The sequence below is a fragment of the Algirhabdus cladophorae genome, assembly GCF_044772865.1.
Classification (GTDB): Bacteria; Pseudomonadota; Alphaproteobacteria; order Rhodobacterales; family Rhodobacteraceae; genus Algirhabdus; species Algirhabdus cladophorae.
Genome location: NZ_CP173029.1, coordinates 1,579,099 through 1,595,978 on the forward strand (window position 1 = coordinate 1,579,099; position 16,880 = coordinate 1,595,978).

At 55.2% G+C, this 16,880-nt stretch carries 16 protein-coding genes; 14 read left to right on the plus strand and 2 right to left on the minus strand.

Annotation, left to right across the window (positions count from 1 at the left end; all coding sequences use genetic code 11):
* The first annotated feature begins 2 nt into the window (after positions 1–2).
* The 9 genes from dxr (at position 3) to lpxB (ending at position 9,198) form a co-directional block, all read left to right on the plus strand.
* The gene (gene dxr / locus ACIRQ6_RS07605; protein ID WP_420863528.1) at positions 3–1,169 is read left to right on the plus strand and encodes a 1-deoxy-D-xylulose-5-phosphate reductoisomerase; all 1,167 of its coding nucleotides are present in this window, start codon (positions 3–5) and stop codon (positions 1,167–1,169) included.
* Positions 1,170–1,177: 8 nt separating this feature from the next.
* On the plus strand, positions 1,178–2,503 hold the full coding sequence (gene rseP, locus ACIRQ6_RS07610) for an RIP metalloprotease RseP (RefSeq protein WP_420863529.1): 1,326 nt from the start codon (positions 1,178–1,180) through the stop codon (positions 2,501–2,503).
* 119 nt (positions 2,504–2,622) lie between these two features.
* Positions 2,623–2,748: a hypothetical protein gene (locus ACIRQ6_RS07615; RefSeq protein ID WP_420863530.1), complete on the plus strand. Its 126-nt coding sequence runs from the start codon at positions 2,623–2,625 to the stop codon at positions 2,746–2,748.
* Positions 2,749–2,881: 133 nt separating this feature from the next.
* A complete protein-coding gene (gene bamA, locus ACIRQ6_RS07620; RefSeq protein ID WP_420863531.1) occupies positions 2,882–5,218 on the plus strand; it encodes an outer membrane protein assembly factor BamA in 2,337 nt (778 codons plus the stop codon).
* Entirely contained in the window at positions 5,218–5,781 is a 564-nt protein-coding gene (locus ACIRQ6_RS07625; RefSeq protein ID WP_420863532.1) for an OmpH family outer membrane protein, read from the plus strand. Before bamA ends, ACIRQ6_RS07625 begins: the two co-directional genes overlap by 1 nt.
* A gap of 76 nt (positions 5,782–5,857) precedes the next feature.
* Positions 5,858–6,319, plus strand: coding sequence for a 3-hydroxyacyl-ACP dehydratase FabZ (gene fabZ, locus ACIRQ6_RS07630; protein WP_420863533.1), 462 nt, complete (start codon positions 5,858–5,860; stop codon positions 6,317–6,319).
* A 13-nt stretch (positions 6,320–6,332) separates the two neighbouring features.
* A complete protein-coding gene (lpxA, locus tag ACIRQ6_RS07635; protein WP_420863534.1) occupies positions 6,333–7,121 on the plus strand; it encodes an acyl-ACP--UDP-N-acetylglucosamine O-acyltransferase in 789 nt (262 codons plus the stop codon).
* Entirely contained in the window at positions 7,118–8,047 is a 930-nt protein-coding gene (locus tag ACIRQ6_RS07640) for an LpxI family protein (protein ID WP_420863535.1), read from the plus strand. The genes lpxA and ACIRQ6_RS07640 overlap by 4 nt, the downstream gene beginning before the upstream one ends.
* Complete coding sequence (gene lpxB / locus ACIRQ6_RS07645; protein ID WP_420863536.1) at positions 8,044–9,198, plus strand: lipid-A-disaccharide synthase; 1,155 nt, start codon at positions 8,044–8,046, stop codon at positions 9,196–9,198. Before ACIRQ6_RS07640 ends, lpxB begins: the two co-directional genes overlap by 4 nt.
* Positions 9,199–9,286: 88 nt before the next feature.
* On the opposite strand, the gene mnmA is transcribed toward lpxB, so the two are convergent.
* Complete coding sequence (gene mnmA, locus ACIRQ6_RS07650; protein WP_420863537.1) at positions 9,287–10,432, minus strand: tRNA 2-thiouridine(34) synthase MnmA; 1,146 nt, start codon at positions 10,430–10,432, stop codon at positions 9,287–9,289.
* Between the two features lie 127 nt (positions 10,433–10,559).
* On the opposite strand from mnmA, the gene ACIRQ6_RS07655 reads away from it, so the two are divergent.
* The 5 genes from ACIRQ6_RS07655 to ACIRQ6_RS07675 all read left to right on the plus strand — a co-directional run bounded on the left by ACIRQ6_RS07655 (position 10,560) and on the right by ACIRQ6_RS07675 (position 16,205).
* Positions 10,560–10,838, plus strand: a complete 279-nt coding sequence (locus ACIRQ6_RS07655) for a DUF1153 domain-containing protein (protein WP_420863538.1) — start codon at positions 10,560–10,562, stop codon at positions 10,836–10,838.
* A gap of 96 nt (positions 10,839–10,934) precedes the next feature.
* Positions 10,935–11,651 (plus strand): response regulator transcription factor CtrA, encoded by a 717-nt coding sequence (gene ctrA, locus ACIRQ6_RS07660; RefSeq protein WP_420863539.1) that lies wholly within the window; start codon positions 10,935–10,937, stop codon positions 11,649–11,651.
* Positions 11,652–11,760: 109 nt separating this feature from the next.
* Positions 11,761–13,875, plus strand: coding sequence for an NAD-dependent DNA ligase LigA (gene ligA, locus ACIRQ6_RS07665; protein WP_420863540.1), 2,115 nt, complete (start codon positions 11,761–11,763; stop codon positions 13,873–13,875).
* Entirely contained in the window at positions 13,872–15,962 is a 2,091-nt protein-coding gene (gene recG, locus ACIRQ6_RS07670; RefSeq protein WP_420863541.1) for an ATP-dependent DNA helicase RecG, read from the plus strand. The genes ligA and recG overlap by 4 nt, the downstream gene beginning before the upstream one ends.
* Before the next feature lie 120 nt (positions 15,963–16,082).
* The gene (locus tag ACIRQ6_RS07675) at positions 16,083–16,205 is read left to right on the plus strand and encodes a hypothetical protein (protein WP_420863542.1); all 123 of its coding nucleotides are present in this window, start codon (positions 16,083–16,085) and stop codon (positions 16,203–16,205) included.
* A 201-nt stretch (positions 16,206–16,406) separates the two neighbouring features.
* Here the strand turns inward: ACIRQ6_RS07675 and ACIRQ6_RS07680 are convergent, their stop codons facing one another.
* The gene (locus ACIRQ6_RS07680; RefSeq protein WP_420863543.1) at positions 16,407–16,859 is read right to left on the minus strand and encodes an iron-sulfur cluster assembly scaffold protein; all 453 of its coding nucleotides are present in this window, start codon (positions 16,857–16,859) and stop codon (positions 16,407–16,409) included.
* Between the last annotated feature and the right edge of the window lie 21 nt (positions 16,860–16,880).

Consider the following 16,880-nt stretch of genomic DNA (forward strand, 5'->3'; position numbering starts at 1 on the left):
CCATGCAAAAAGTCAGTATTTTTGGGGCCACTGGTTCTATCGGCCAGAACACCATCGATCTGATCAAACGCGACCCAAAGGCTTATGATGTGGTGGCCCTTACCGGTGGCCATAACGTGGGGCAATTGGCCAAGGATGCGCGCGCCCTTGGGGCCGATGTCGCCGTCACTGCCTATGAGGAACGCTTGCCCGAACTGCGCGCTATGCTTGCGCGTAGCGGGGTTCAGGCCGCTGCAGGGCAGGCGGCTTTGGAAGAGGCGGCCGCGCGTCCTGCGGATTGGATTATGTCCGCGATTGTGGGCGCTGCTGGGCTAAAACCGGGACTTTTGGCGTTGGAACATGGCACGACCCTTGCGCTGGCCAACAAAGAAAGCCTTGTGACTGCAGGCCCGCTGTTGTTGGGCACGGCCAATCGCAACAATGCCACTGTGCTGCCTGTGGATAGCGAACATTCCGCTGTGTTTCAGGCGCTGGTTGGCGAAACCATGGACACGGTCGAACGGATCATCATCACAGCCTCGGGTGGGGCGTTTCGCGACTGGCCGATCGAGGCTCTGGCCCATGCCACTTTGGCCGAGGCCAGCAGCCATCCCAATTGGGATATGGGCCAACGGATCACCATCGACAGTGCGTCTATGTTCAACAAATCCATGGAACTGATCGAGACCAAAGAATTTTTTGGCGTGTCGCCGGATATCATCGAAACAGTGATCCACCCCGAAAGCCTGATCCACGCTATGGTCGGCTATAATGACGGGGCAATCATGGCCCATGTGGGGCCCCATGATATGCGCCACGCCATTGGCTATGCGCTGCATTGGCCGGAACGCAAAAAACTGCCCGTAGATCGGTTGGATCTGGCGCAGATCGGCACGCTGACTTTCCGTGCCCCCGAGGATGCCCGTTATCCCGCCCTGCGCCTTGCGCGCTATGTGATGGAGGAGGGCGGTCTGACAGGGGCTGCGTTCAACGCGGCCAAAGAACAGGCCCTTGATGGTTTTATCGCAGGACAAATCGGATTTTTGCAAATGGCTGAGGTGGTTGAGCAAGTTTTAGACAAAATGTCTGCCGATAGTGGCCTCACAAATGACGACATTACCCTTGATAACGTCCAGCAAGCGGACCATTTGGCACGCAAGCAGGCCTTAGAAATCATCAAAAACGGATAACGCGTTTCATGGACCCGACCAGTCTTATTCCCGCCTTTGGCGGTCTTGCCTATACTTTGGTGGCCTTTGTGGTGGCCTTGTCCATCATCGTGGCAATCCACGAATATGGTCATTACATCGTAGGCCGCTGGTGCGGCATCCATGCGGAAACCTTTAGCCTTGGCTTTGGTCCGGTGATTTACAGTCGCGTTGACCGGCGCGGGACAAAATGGCAATTGGCGGCCTTACCCTTTGGCGGCTTTGTTAAATTTCTGGGCGACAGCAATGCGGCCAGCGTAGGCGCAGACAGTGATGTAAAACCGGCGCGCAACACCATGCACGGCGCCCCTCTGTGGGCGCGGGCCGCAACTGTTGCGGCAGGACCTGTCTTTAACTTCATTTTGTCGATTTTGGTTTTTGGCGCTGTGATCATGTTCACAGGCCGTGCAGCGGATCCGCTGACAGTGGACAGCTTTGTCAAAATGCCAGCAGGCGTTGTGCAAGAGTTGCAAGAGGGTGATCAAATCCTCGAAGTCAACGGACAACCGGCCAACACCACCGAGCTTTTTAATGGCCTGATCGAAGATCTGGACGTGGCTCGATCCATCGATTACCGCGTCCGGCGGGGCGGTGATACGATCACGGTGCAAGGCCCGTTTCCAAACCAAGCCATTGTTCTTGGCCTGTCGCCACGCTCGGCGGCCTTGTCCGTTCAGATGAAACTGGGCGATGTGGTGACAGCAATTGATGGCGCCGAGATTTACGCCTTTGATCAAATGCGCGATATCGTCGTGGCCTCCGATGGCAAACCTTTGCTGTTTGATGTGTGGCGCGATGGCGAAATGATGCAATTTACCCTTGTGCCCAAACGCGTTGACCTGCCCCAAGAGGACGGCACATTTGACACCCGCTGGCTGGTCGGGATCTCGTCTGGCCTGTTCTTCGAGCCGAAAACCGAATTCCCGGGCGTCTGGGCCTCACTGCAATCTGGTGTGGAACGCACTGGGTTTGTGATCCGCTCGTCCATGTCAGGACTTTATAACGTGATCACTGGGGCCATATCGTCGTGCAACCTGTCTGGTCCTGTGGGCATTGCGCAAACCTCGGCGGCCATGGCCAGCCAAGGCGCGCAGTCGTTTATTTGGTTCATAGCTGTGCTCAGCACGGCCGTAGGGCTGCTCAACCTCTTTCCCATTCCCGTGTTGGATGGGGGTCATTTGGTCTTTCACGCCTATGAAGCTGTCACAGGCAAACCGCCCAGCGACAAAATCCTCAACATCTTGATGATAACAGGTCTGACGTTGCTGCTGAGTTTGATGGTTTTCGCCCTTGGAAACGATCTGTTCTGTCCGTAGCGATTGTTTCGCGAAATCAGCGACCCGATCCAGCCTGCGTCGCAAGCTTTTCCAAATGGTGTCAAATTCCCGCCTTATTTGCGGGCTATCCCTGATCCAACACAAGATTGGAGACACCCATGCAAGCTGTAGCAAGCGGATATCGCGGATTAAGCCTTTTGGTCGACCTGAATTGGGACCGGTTGTTGTATTTGGCAACGATTGCTGGCGCTTTGGGCGCAGGCGCATTCTTGGGCTCTTTGTAATACCTTAGACGACCACACACACACGCACACTATTAGTGGACCTCACCCTATAACCGGGTGGGGTCTTCTTGCTTTTGACAAGCCCCATGATAGGCGGTATCCAAGTTATGAGTAGTTGATCGGCGGGGGAATTATGGCCGTTTCTAAGTATCAGCCAAGCGGCAACAGCTTGGGGCACTTTTTAGTCGTTTTAACCTTTATTGTGTTAAGTTTCGTGGTGGTAACAGCGTCGGCTGTGCAGGCGCAGACCTACCGCTTTACCTCGGTCCAGATCGAGGGAAACCAACGTGTCGAGGCGGGCACGATTCTAAGTTATGCAGATATTGCGCGTGGTGAGGCCGTCTCAGCCGGTCGGCTGAATGATGCCTACCAAAGCTTGCTTGGCTCGGGCCTGTTTGAAACCGTGGATGTGGTGCCGAACGGTTCAACCCTCGTGATCCGGGTGCAGGAATTCCCAACAATCAACCGCATCAATATTGAAGGCAATCGTCGTCTCAAGGACGAGGACCTGTTGAACATTTTGCAATCACAACCGCGCCGCGTCTACAGCCCAACCTTGGCAGAACAAGATGCCGCAACCCTGACCGAGGCCTACACAGTTGCAGGTCGGATCGCGGCCACTGTGGATCCCAAGATCATTCGCCGTTCGGACAACCGTGTGGATCTGGTGTTTGAGGTTTCTGAAGGCCGCGTGATCGAGATTGAACGCCTCAGCTTTACTGGCAACCGCTCCTATTCGGACCGCCGTTTGCGCCGGGTGCTTGAGACCAAGCAGGCAGGCCTGTTCCGTCAACTGATTGGCACAGATACATTCATCGAAGATCGCATAGAGTTCGACAAGCAAGTCCTGAGCGATTTTTATCAATCCCGTGGCTACGTTGATTTCGAGACCAAAAACGTGAACGCGGAACTGACCCGTGAACGCGACGCTTTCTTGATCATCTTTGATGTGGTTGAGGGGCAAAGCTTTGACTACGGCCAGATTACAGCCCTCAGCCTTTTGGATGACGTCGACGCCCAGCCGTTTATGGACGTGATTAAGATCAAGCCGGGCCAGACCTATTCACCTGCCGGGGTTGAACAAACCATCGCGCGCATGGAACGGGTCGCACTCCAAATGGGCCTGAACTTTATCCGGGTAGAGCCGCGCGTGACCCGCAACGATCGCGATCTGACACTGGATTTGGAATTTGAGATTAGCCGCGGCCCGCGTGTGTTTGTCGAACGCATCGATATCGAAGGCAACAACACCACATTGGACCGCGTCATTCGTCGCAAGTTCAAAATTGTGGAAGGTGATCCCTTTAACCCGCGTGAGATCCGTCAAAGTGCTGAACGCATCCGGGCTTTGGGCTTTTTCTCCAATGCCGATGTCACGGCCCGTGAAGGGAACAGCGTGGATTCGGTGATCGTTGATGTGGACGTCGAAGAAACCCCCACAGGCCAATTGGGCTTTGGCGCAAGCTATAGCAACAACGACGGTGTTGGCGTTTCTGTCACGTTCTCCGAGCGTAACTTCCTTGGCCGTGGTCAGGCCCTCAGCTTTGAGTTCAACACAGCCTCTGCCAACCAAGCCTATTCCTTTGGGTTCCGTGAGCCCGCTCTGTTGGGCCGCGACTTGGCCTTTGCCTTGGAAGCAAGCTATCGCACCACGAACAATGATTTTGCCGATTACGACACAACCAACATCAAAATCATCCCGTCCCTGACATTTCCTGTCAGCGAAAACGGGCGCCTGAGCGTACGGATGAACCTGCTGCAAAACGAGATCAGCGATGTTGTCGAGAACGCCTCGAAACTGATCAAAGACGATGAAGAAGCAGGTCCGGTGTTTTCCGCAGGGCTTGGCTATACCTACAGCTTTGACACCCGCCGCACCGGTCTTGATCCCAACTCTGGTGTGGTCTTCCGGTTCGGGCAGGACTTCAACGGTCTTGGCAGTGATGACGCCACATACATCCGCTCGACAGCCTTCTTGGGTGCGGAAACCAAAGTGTTCAACGAGGAGGTGACCCTGCGTGCGATCCTCGAGGCAGGCGCTTTGAACGCAACCTCTGGCAACACGCGGATCACAGACCGGTTCTTTGGCAACGGCAAAATCCGCGGCTTTGAACCCAACGGGATAGGCCCACGGGATTTGGCGGTAGAGGACGAAGACGCTTTGGGCGGCAATATGTTTGCGGCCCTCCGGTTCGAAGCTGATTTCCCACTGCCATTGCCAGAGGAATATGGCCTTTCTGGCGGTGTTTACTTTGACGTGGGATCGGTTTGGTCCTTGGACAATGTGAACGGTGGTCCAGATGGTGGCGACCGCGTGGACGATGGCCTGAACACACGGTCCGCTGTCGGGTTCTCGATCTTTTGGGACACCGCGATTGGTCCGCTGCGCTTTAACTTTTCCAATCCGCTGCAATATGAAGAGTACGACAACCGTCAGTATTTTGATCTGACTGTCTCCACCCGCTTTTAATGCGCGTTTGGCTGATGCTGTTGGCACTGGCGGCGTCCTTGTGTGGGGCGGCGTCGGCCCAAACTGGTGGCCAGCCACAGTTTCCCATTGGGCAGTTGCCCACGCCCATTTTGACGGTCGAGCCTGACCGGCTGTTCAGTCAATCGGATTTTGGGATCCGCATTGCGGACGAACTGGCCCGCGAGCGTGAGATCCTGCTTGAGGACAAAACCGCAATCGAGAACCAGTTGCGTGTTGAGGAACAGCAACTGACCGATCAAAGGGCGGATCTTAGCGCCGCCGAGTTCACGGCCCTTGCCGATGCCTTTGATCAAAAAGTCCAGCAGTTGCGCCGCGACCAAGACGAACGCAGCCGTGCGTTCAGCGCCAAATTGGACAGATCGCGGCAGGACTTCTTTGCCTTTGCACTGCCGGTTCTCGCGGACATGGTGCGCCAATCTGGTGCCGTGGCGATCCTTGAACGACGCACAGTGTTTTTGGCCGCAGACGCCATTGATATCACCGATCAAGCCATCGCGCGGATCAACACCGAACTAGGCGATGGGCTAAACGCGCCGCAATAGGGGGGCACTGCTTCCCTTGTTTGTCTGCCGTCGCCTTGCTAGGGGTATTCCAACGAAAAAATGTTTTGGGGACGCAATGACATCCGAGTTGAAAACCGCCGATATTGACCTAATCCAACGGATCATTCCGCATCGCTATCCGTTCTTATTGGTTGATAAAGTTGTCGACATCAACGGTGCGGCCTCGGCCACTGGGATTAAGAACGTTACCTTTAATGAGCCGCATTTTCAGGGCCATTTTCCCGGTGCTCCGATCATGCCTGGCGTGACCATAATCGAGGCGATGGCGCAAACTGCCGCGGTAATGGTTGGTGTGGATATGGACATGGCTGACAAGGATCTGTTGGTTTATTTCATGGCCATCGATAAATGTAAGTTCCGCCGCAAAGTCGTGCCCGGTGATGTTTTGAAACTGGACATCACCACCACACGCGGCAAAGCTGGGGCCAAGGTGTGGAAATTTGCAGGATCGGCCACAGTGGATGGCGAAATGGCGGCCGAGGCTGAATTTACCGCAATGATGGACCTTCCGTCCTGAAGGAGACGCTGACATGAGCAGCCCTCAGATACATCCAAGTGCCGTGATCGAAGAAGGCGCTGTGATCGGTCCTGACTGTGTCATTGGTCCGTTTTGCTGGGTTGGTCCACACGTGATATTGGGCGCGCGGGTCTCGCTCAGCTCCCATGTGGTGGTCACAGGCGAGACGCGCATTGGCGACGACACGCAGATCTTTTCGTTTGCCTCTATCGGTGAGGTGCCGCAGGACAAGAAATTCAAGGGCGAGGCGACGCGCCTAGAGATCGGTCAACGCAACCGCATTCGCGAACATGTGACCATGAACACTGGCACCGATGGCGGTGGCGGGGTGACCAAGATTGGGGATGATGGGCTCTTTATGGCGGGGTGTCATATTGCCCATGACGCGATCTTGGGGGACCGGGTGATTGTGGTGAACAATTCCGCTGTAGCGGGCCACTGCATTATCGAGGATGACGTGATCATCGGGGGCCTTAGCGGCATTCACCAATTTGTACGGATTGGCAAAGGTGCAATTATTGGGGCTGTGACCATGGTGACCAATGATGTGATCCCGCATGGCTTGGTCCAAGGTCCGCGCGGCGAATTGGATGGTTTGAATTTGGTGGGTCTGAAACGTGCCGGTGTGGCGCGGGCCGATATCACGGCCCTTCGTGCGGCGTTTCAAATGCTCAAGCAAGGCGATGGAAGTTTCCAAGACCGGGCGCGACGCTTGGGCGAAGAAAGTGACAGTGTCTATATCGACGACTTGGTGGCCTTCGTTCTGGGGGACACCGATCGTCAATTCCTGACGCCAAAATGACCCTTGCGCTGATTGCAGGCCAAGGGCAATTGCCCCACGCGGTGATGCAAGCTCTGGCGACGCAGGGCCGCGGGTTTCAGCTCTGTGCTTTGGACGGGTTTGGGCCGACTGGCACTTTGCCCCAACCCATACAGTATTTCCGCGTCGAAGAGTTGGGCAGTTTTATTCAAGGGCTGGTTGCGCAAGGTATTGGCGAAGTGTGTTTTGCCGGTGCTATTGCGCGGCCGAAATTGGATCCCTCGCGCATTGATGCAGCCACCATGCCATTGGTGCCGCGCATGATGCAGGCCTTGCAAGTGGGCGATGACGCGGCATTGCGGTTGGTGTTGGATTTGTTCCAAGAGGCCGGTTTGCAGATTAAAGCAGCCCATGATGTGGCCCCAGAGTTGTTGATGGGGGCCGGGGTCTACGGCGGCGGCGAGCCGTCGGATCAGGACAAGATCGATGCGTTGCGCGCCCAGCAGGCCCATGTGGCTTTGTCGTTGGCGGATATCGGGCAAGCCTGTGTGGCGGCCCAAGGCCAGATCTTGGCTGTTGAAGCGATGGCTGGCACCGATTGGATGCTGAGGACCTTGATTGCTGGCAACCCTGCGACCGTCACTCAGCCCTCGGGGTTCAGCGATCCGGTGTCTTGGATGGTGGATGAGGCTGTGGATTGGTTATCAGGGCCCGGTGTTGTTGCCTCTGGCATGCCTGTGTTTGACTTTCCCAAAGGGGGTGTGTTTTTCAAAGCCCCCAAGACCGGTCAGGATCGGCGCATCGATTTGCCCACCATTGGTCCGCGCACCGTGATGCTGGCGGCTGAGGCTGGATTGAACGGCTTGGTGATTGAGGCCGGTGGTGTGATTGTTTTGGACGCACCGCAGGTCATGCAGATTTTAGAGACGCAAAGGATGTTCCTTTGGGTGCGTGAGGCCGAGGCGTGAAAGCCTTTATCACCGCAGGGGAGCCATCAGGCGATAAACTGGGGGCGGCTTTGATTGCAGGGCTGCGTCAAGAGGTGCCTGATATCCAACTCAGCGGGGTGGCGGGGCCGCTGATGCAGGCCCAAGGGCAAGCCAGCCTGTTTCCTATGTCCGATCTGAGTGTCATGGGCATTGCCGAGGTGCTGCCGAAGTACCGGTTTTTAAAACGCCGTATCGCCGAGACAGCCGAGGCTGTGATTGCAGCAAAACCGGATGTTTTGATCACTATCGACAGTCCCGATTTCAGTCTGCGTGTGGCCAAACTGGTCAAGGCTGCCAGTGATATTCCAACAGTGCATTATGTGGCGCCGACAGTTTGGGCGTGGCGGGCAGGCCGTGCGGCAAAGATGGCGCGCCACATTGATCATGTGCTGGCTCTGTTCCCGTTTGAGCCGCCCTATATGACCGATGCCGGAATGAGTTGTGATTTTGTGGGGCACCCTGTCGTGGCCGAACCCAAAGCCACTGCGCATGATATTCAGGCGGCGATGGATCATTTGGGGCTAAGCCCAGAGCGGCCTTTGGTCTTGGTTCTGCCGGGCTCGCGGCGCAGCGAAGTGGCCCGCATGGGGCCTGTGTTTTTGGAAAGTCTCACGATGCTAAGGGAGCAGCATCCTGAAATCCAAGTGGCCTATGTGGCGACGGAACAGACCTATGACGCATTAAGGGATGCAAATCCTGATGTGGGTGTTTTGGCGCCAGGCGCTGATTTGGATGTGTTCCAGCGGCACAAGCGGGCCCTCTTTGCTGCGGCTGACGTGGCTTTGGCAGCCAGTGGGACGGTCTCGCTTGAACTGGCGGCGGCTGGAACGCCTATGGTCATTGCCTATGATATGAACCCGCTCAGTCGATTTTTGATCGGGCGGATGTTAAAGATTGATACGGTCACTTTGGTCAATTTGGTGAGTGAGACCCGCACAGTGCCTGAGTTTTTGGGACAGAACTGTCGCGCTGAATTGATTGTACCCGCGCTGAGTGCTGTGTTGCAGGGCGATGACGCGCAAAAGCTGGCTATGGCACAGACCATGCAACGATTGGGGTGTGGTGATTTGGACCCTGGTCTGCGCGCGGCCCAGAGTGTGGTGCGGTTTGTGGATGATAGGACGATCTGACGATCGGCGCATGCTGCGGGCGGGGTGGGGGCTTTGCCCCCCGATGCTGGCGCATCTCCCCCCAAGAGTATTTTTGGATAAAAGAAACCTATTGCCCGCGCCAAATCCAGCCACCGCCAAATATGCGACTGCTGTCTTGGTCGTAGAACACACAGGCCTGTCCGGGGGAAATGCCTTCTTGGGGTGTAAGCAATTCCACTGTGGCTTCGGTCGCCGAGATGGGACGCACGATGGCCTCGGTTGGCGGGCGGGTTGAGCGGACTTTGACGCCTATATGCCATTCTGCTTGGCTATCGAAGGGCGCGTCACCGAGCCAGTTGATCTCTCGGACAGGAACAGTACGCGTGGCCAGCATGGATTTGGGGCCGACGATGACTTGCTTTGTGTTCACGTCAAGTTTGACCACGTAAAGAGGATCCCCAAGGCCACCGATGCCCAGCCCCCGTCGCTGACCGATTGTATAGTGGATCACGCCGCGATGCTGCCCCAGAACAGTGCCGTCTTGGCCCACGATATCGCCCGGTTCTGCGGCACCGGGGCGCAGTTTTTCGATCACGGCTGCGTAGTTGCCATCGGGCACAAAGCAGATGTCCTGACTGTCGGGTTTGTCTGCGACCGACAGGCCGTATTTGGCCGCCAGAGCGCGCGTTTCAGCTTTGGAGGCCAGATGTCCCAGGGGAAAGCGCAGGTAATCGAGCTGTTCCGCCGTTGTGGAAAACAGAAAATAGCTTTGATCGCGATTTGCGTCTGCGGCGGAGTGTAATTCGGCACCGTTTGAGCCGACCATGCGTTGGATGTAGTGGCCCGTGGCCATGCAATCAGCGTCAAGGTCCTTTGCGGTTTCCAAAAGGTCCTTGAATTTGACACGCTCGTTGCAGCGGATACAGGGCACAGGCGTAGCACCGCCCAGATAACTGTCGGCAAATTCGTCAATCACCGCCTCGCGAAACGTGTTTTCATAATCCAACACGTAATGAGGAAATCCCATTTCCTCGGCGACGCGGCGCGCATCATGGATATCGCGGCCTGCACAGCATGCGCCCTTTTTGGCCAAAGCCGCGCCGTGGTCATAAAGTTGCAAGGTCACACCGACCACATCATAGCCTTCTTCGGCCAATTGGGCAGCCACGACCGAGCTGTCCACACCACCCGACATAGCCACCACAACCCGTGTCTGGGACACAGGTTTCGCAAATCCAAGCGAGTTGAGCGGTATGTCAGTATCTTTGGGCATTTGGGCGGGCTCCTGTTCGATCCAAAGAAATATATGAAAATGCAAACTACTAACAAGGGGCAGTTTCATGGGCCATTAACGTACCCGTGTCACTTTAGCGAGAGTGTAGTTAAACAGGATCAGTCCGGTGTATCTTAAAAAAATCGAAGGCCCACGGACGGTGACGTTACCTGATGGGCGAAAAATGTCCCAGTCCGATCTGCCGTCACCTGACACGAAACGATGGGTGGCGTCGCGTAAAATCCTTGTGGTACGCGGTGTTGTTCATGGATTATTGACCAAAGAAGAGGCGTTGGAACGCTATAATCTATCAGAAGAAGAGTTCATTTCGTGGTGTTCTGCAGTCGCAAGTCACGGAGAACATGCACTAAAAGCCACGGCACTTCAAAAATATAGACAACTTTAAGTTGTTTTGCTATATTCTTTCGTGAGGTAACGGCGCGTTAACCAATGTTAGTCAAGATAAGCGCAACAGAACGTTACCCTTATAAGGATTTTACATATGCGCATCCTGCTTGTTGAAGACGATCCGAATACCTCTAAAAGCATCGAATTGATGCTGACCCATGCCAACCTGAATGTGTTTTCAACCGATTTGGGTGAAGAGGGCATCGATCTGGCCAAGCTTTATGACTACGATCTTATCCTTCTGGATCTGAACCTACCGGACATGAATGGGCACGAAGTGCTGCGTCAGTTGCGTTTGGCAAAGATTGAGACGCCAATTTTGATCCTGTCAGGGGCTGACGACACCGAAAACAAAATCAAGGGGTTTGGGTTTGGTGCGGACGACTATTTGACCAAGCCGTTCCACCGCGACGAATTGATTGCGCGTATTCACGCGATTATCCGGCGGTCCAAAGGCCACTCACAATCCGTCATTCGAACAGGCAAAATTGGTGTTAATCTGGATGCGAAAACCGTCGAAGTGGACAATAAAACTGTCCATCTGACAGGCAAGGAATACCAGATGCTAGAGCTTCTTAGCCTGCGTAAAGGGACAACCTTAACGAAAGAGATGTTCTTGAACCATCTTTACGGTGGAATGGATGAGCCAGAACTCAAAATCATCGATGTGTTCATCTGTAAGTTGCGCAAAAAGCTGTCGATCGCGACAGATGGCGACAACTACATCGAAACTGTTTGGGGGCGTGGATATGTTCTGCGCGACCCCGAGCAAAATACGATGGGTTTGGAAAAAATGGCTCTGGGCGCTTAGTCCCAGAGTAAGGTCGCACGGCCATAAATTTAGCGGTGTCTAACGTAGACGTCGGCGGCCACAAAGTTTATCACCCTAGCACATCAAAGCGCTGCACTAGGGTGATAGAATGTCCCACACAATTGACGTTGCAAATCTGACTGAGGCGCAAGCAGTAGAGGAACTTGCTCGGCTTGCGCAGGCGTTACATCAGGCAAATGCCGTCTACCATCAGGCCGATGCGCCTGAGATAAGTGATGCTGAGTATGATCTGCTTAAACGCCGCAACGATGCAATTGAACAAAAATTTCCAGAATTAAAACAAAAAGATAGTGTCTCCGATCAAGTAGGGGCACCTGTGGCGGACGGGTTTGACAAGGTCAAACATGTGGTTCCGATGCTATCCTTGGGAAACGCTTTTGCGGACGATGATGTAGTTGAGTTTGACCAACGGGTGAAAAAGTTTCTAGGCTTTGGCTCAGAGGCTTTGGCCTATACTGCTGAGCCCAAGATCGACGGGCTATCCCTGTCTTTGCGCTATGAAGCGGGGGTGTTGATTTATGCCGCAACGCGTGGGGATGGCGAAACCGGTGAAAATGTAACGCAAAACGCACGGACGATTGCGGATATTCCCCAGAGATTAACAGGCGCCCCTGATGTGTTAGAGGTGCGCGGCGAAGTCTATATGCAGCATTCGGACTTCGAAGCGCTCAATGCAGCGCAATTACAAAAGGGTCAAAAAACTTTTGCCAATCCGCGCAATGCCGCTGCAGGATCGTTGCGCCAGCTTGATCCAAACGTGACAAAATCGCGTCCGCTTGCGTTTTTTGCCTATGCTTGGGGTGATCTGTCGGCGCCTCTGGACACGACCCAAATGGGCAGCGTTCAAAGACTGGCGGATCTGGGGTTTTCCACCAATCCGCTCACGGTGAAATGCGATAGTCCTGCTGAACTCATTGCTCATTATTGGAAAATTGAACAAAACCGTGCCACGCTGGGCTACGATATTGATGGCGTTGTCTATAAAGTTGATGATCTGGCGTTGCAGGCGCGTTTGGGTTTCCGATCTACCACGCCACGCTGGGCGATTGCCCATAAATTTCCCGCGGAACTGGCCTGGACCAGATTGGATGCGATCGACATTCAAGTGGGGCGCACTGGGGCCTTGTCGCCAGTTGCCCGTCTCAGCCCAGTGACTGTGGGCGGTGTTGTCGTCTCAAATGCCACCTTGCACAATGAAGACTATATTTTAGGGCGCGATTCCAATGGCTTGGAAATCCGTGAGGGACGTGACATTCGCGTTGGGGATTGGGTGCAGATTTACCGGGCGGGCGATGTGATCCCGAAAATCAAAGACGTCGACATCTCTAAACGACCTCCTCATGCGTCCGCTTTTGAGTTTCCAACCCTATGTCCCGAATGCGGATCCAAGGCTGTGCGCGAAGACGGGGATGCAGTGCGACGTTGCACGGGGGGCCTGATTTGTCCCGCGCAGATTGTTGAAAAACTCAAGCATTTCGTCAGTCGCGCGGCCTTTGATATCGATGGGCTCGGGGCAAAGCAGGTCGAGCAATTCTACACCGATGGGTGGATCGCAGAGCCTGCCGATATCTTTACCCTCAAAACCCGCTATGGATCGGGGGTGCAGCAGCTCAAAAACCGCGAGGGCTGGGGGGCAAAATCTGCAGACAAGCTGTTTCAGGCAATCGAAGACAAGCGCACCATCGAATTTCGTCGGTTTTTATTCGCTTTGGGTTTGCGCCATGTGGGCGAAGCGGCCAGTGGGCTTTTGGCCAACCACTATGGGACTTGGGATGCGTTAACCAGTTCCCTTGCGGCGGCACAGGCACATGAGGGCGCTGATTGGGATGATTTGTTGTCAATTGATGGGATCGGCGCGGTGATGGCCGGGTCTTTGATCACAGCGCTTCATCAACCACAAGAACGTGCTGCAATCGACAGGTTGGCCGAACAATTAACCATTTTAGAGGCGGAAAAGGCTGAAACAGACAGCCCAGTTGCCGGCAAAACAGTTGTTTTCACGGGCACCTTGGAAAAGTTAACGCGGGCCGAGGCCAAAGCTCAAGCTGAACGCCTCGGGGCCAAGGTTTCTGGATCCGTGAGTGCGAAAACCGATCTTTTGGTTGCGGGGCCTGGGGCAGGGTCCAAAGCCACTAAAGCCGCTGATTTGGGCATCGAAACCATTGACGAAGATGGCTGGTTGGCTCTCATTGGTGCGGGATGAGCAGTCGCCCCGAAGCCCTCTTTCCTTTGTTTTCCGGTCTCGAGACCCTGCCCGGGGTGGGGCCAAAGTCCGCGCAAAACCTCGTTCATCTTGGGGTGAACGTCCCCAAGGACCTGTTGTTGACCTTGCCGCACAGTGGGATCAATCGCACTTTGCGGGCCAGTGTCTTGGACGCCCAACCGCCTGAGACCATAACGGTTGAGGTGACCATTGGCGCCCATACACCACCTGCGCGCAAGGGCGGCGCCTACCGTGTGTCGGTCACAGACAACCAAACTCAGTTTTTTTTGGTGTTTTTTCATGCCCGTGGCCCATGGTTGCAAAGCCAATTGCCCACGGGTCAAAAGCGGATTGTCTCGGGCAAAGTTGAGCTTTTTGATAGCCTGTTGCAGATGGTCCATCCCGATTACATGCTGCCCATGGCAGAAGCTCGCGAAATACCGACCTTTGAACCGATTTATCCGCTGACCGCCGGCATCACGCAAAAGACGATGTACAAGGCTGCTCAGGCCGCGCTTGCCCGCGCGCCAGAATTAACCGAATGGATCGATCCGAATCTGATCGAACAGGAGAAATGGCCCAGCTGGCACTCTGCCCTGCAGACGGCCCACACCCCCCGATCCGACGCGGATGTCTCGCTCACAGCGCCGCACCGCATGCGCCTTGCCTATGATGAAGTCTTTGCCCATCAGTTAACATTGGCCTTGGCCCGCAAAGCCGCGCGTCGTGACAAAGGACGGGCGTCAAAATCAGATAAATCACTACAAAACAAGGTGTTGCAGGCTATTCCTTATGTGCCGACAGGGGCGCAAAGCCGTGCGATTGCGGAAATTTCAGCTGACATGGCGCTGGACCAGCGCATGAACCGCCTGCTGCAGGGCGATGTTGGCGCAGGCAAAACACTGGTGGCCTTTATGGCCTTGTTACTGGCGGTCGAGGCCGGCGGACAAGGCGTGATGATGGCCCCCACGGAAATTTTGGCCCGTCAACATTTTGAAAGTTTGCAGCCCTTGGCGGCGAACGCTGGGGTTCGGCTTGAAGTCCTCACTGGGCGCGATAAAGGGCGTGCACGGGTTGAAAAAATGGACGCCCTGTCAGCGGGACAGATCGATATTCTCGTGGGCACCCACGCTGTATTTCAAGCTGACGTGGCTTTTGCCGATCTGCGACTTGCGATCATCGATGAACAACATCGCTTTGGGGTCAATCAAAGGCTGGCTTTAGGGCAGAAAGCCCAAGCTGTTGACGTGTTGGTCATGACGGCCACGCCGATCCCGCGCACCCTGTCGCTGGCACAATATGGCGATATGGATGTGTCGATTTTGGACGAAAAACCACCTGGCAGAAAGCCGATCCAGACCGCGTTGGTGTCCACTTCGCGCATCGATGAAGTCACGCAAAAACTGCAAGGGGCCATCGCCGAGGGGCGGCAGGCCTATTGGGTCTGCCCGTTGGTGGAGGAAAGCGAAGTCGTGGATATGACCGCGGCGCAAGAGCGGTTCAAAAGGCTGCGCGCCCGTCTTGGCGAAGGCGTTGTGGGTCTGGTTCACGGGCAAATGCCCCCAGCCGAAAAAGACGCCGCAATGGCGGCCTTTCAACGGGGCGATACGCAGGTTTTGGTCTCCACCACGGTCATCGAAGTGGGCGTCGACGTGCCAAATGCCACAATTATGGTCATTGAGCGGGCCGAAAACTTTGGCCTTGCCCAATTGCACCAATTGCGCGGGCGTGTTGGGCGCGGTGATGCGGCCTCCACCTGCCTTTTGCTGTTTCAAGAGCCTTTGGGCGAAACCGCCCGTCGCCGGTTGCAGATCCTGCGCGAAAGCGAAGACGGCTTTCGTATTGCAGAGGAAGATCTGTCAATCCGGGGTGCAGGGGATATGATTGGTGCTGCGCAATCCGGGCTTCCACGGTTCCGTATTGCGGATCTTGAGCGCCACACAGGGTTAATGGCCACAGCCCAAACAGACGCACGGGCGCTTCTTAACCTAGATCCGGATCTGAGCACGACCCGAGGGCAGGCGGCGCGTGTTCTTCTTTGGCTAATGGAACAAGACAAAGCGATCCGTTTGATTTCAGTGGGTTAGCGGCTGTGCTGGCAATGGATTGTCATTTTGTTCACAAATGTTCTTAAAAAGTTCTTTACAAAACCTTTCCGAAATGAGAACAAAGGTGCAACAAAACATTAACCATAAGGAACACCGCCCATGTTCTCCGAACTTAAGTCAGCCGCTCACCGCGCCGCACCAACTTTGATCCAAGACGCCGTAGGGGCCGCTGCCCTTGTCGTGATGTTCGTGGTCGGTTTGTCGTTGCCCGCGCTGGTCTAGCACCCTCAGTTTACCTGCCTGCAATGCGCCCGAAACGCGCGTCAGATTTCAGCACCTGTCCCCTTTGATGCTTGAAACCAAGACACTGCCTGTCCGTATTTCCCCCGTGAATTGCCTCTCACGTTAGGGACTGCCGCGCACATCTGTCCACGCATTGCACACCTTGCGCCGCCTTCCTTTTCGGGAATGGCGGCGTTTTTTTTAGGCTGATGTTTTGAGTTTCGCCTCGGCAAAGGCATCGACCGAGGCCTCTAATGCCAACAGGACAGAGGCGTGGCGATTTTTGTACTCTGCGGCGGGCTGCAAAACTTCTAGCCCGTCAAATGGCGCCTGTGGTGCCGGGCCTTGGTGTGTGAGCATCGCCTTTAGTTCATCTCTGGCCGCAATCACTTGCGCTTGGGTGCAGCCGACGATCGCTTGGCCGACCACGCTGGCTGCGGCTTGGCCCAAGGCACAGGCTTTCACCTCTTGGGCAAAATCCTCAACAATGTCGCCTGCAATAACCATATCGACCGTGACCGCAGATCCGCACAGGGGCGAGCGGCGTTTTACTGTGGCCGAAGGTGCCTCCAAACGTTGGGTGCGGGGCATATCCGCAGCCAAGGCTAGGATCCGTTGTGAATAAAGCTTGATCAGGTCTGTGTCAGTGCTCATTTGGGAACGTCCGGCTTTTCA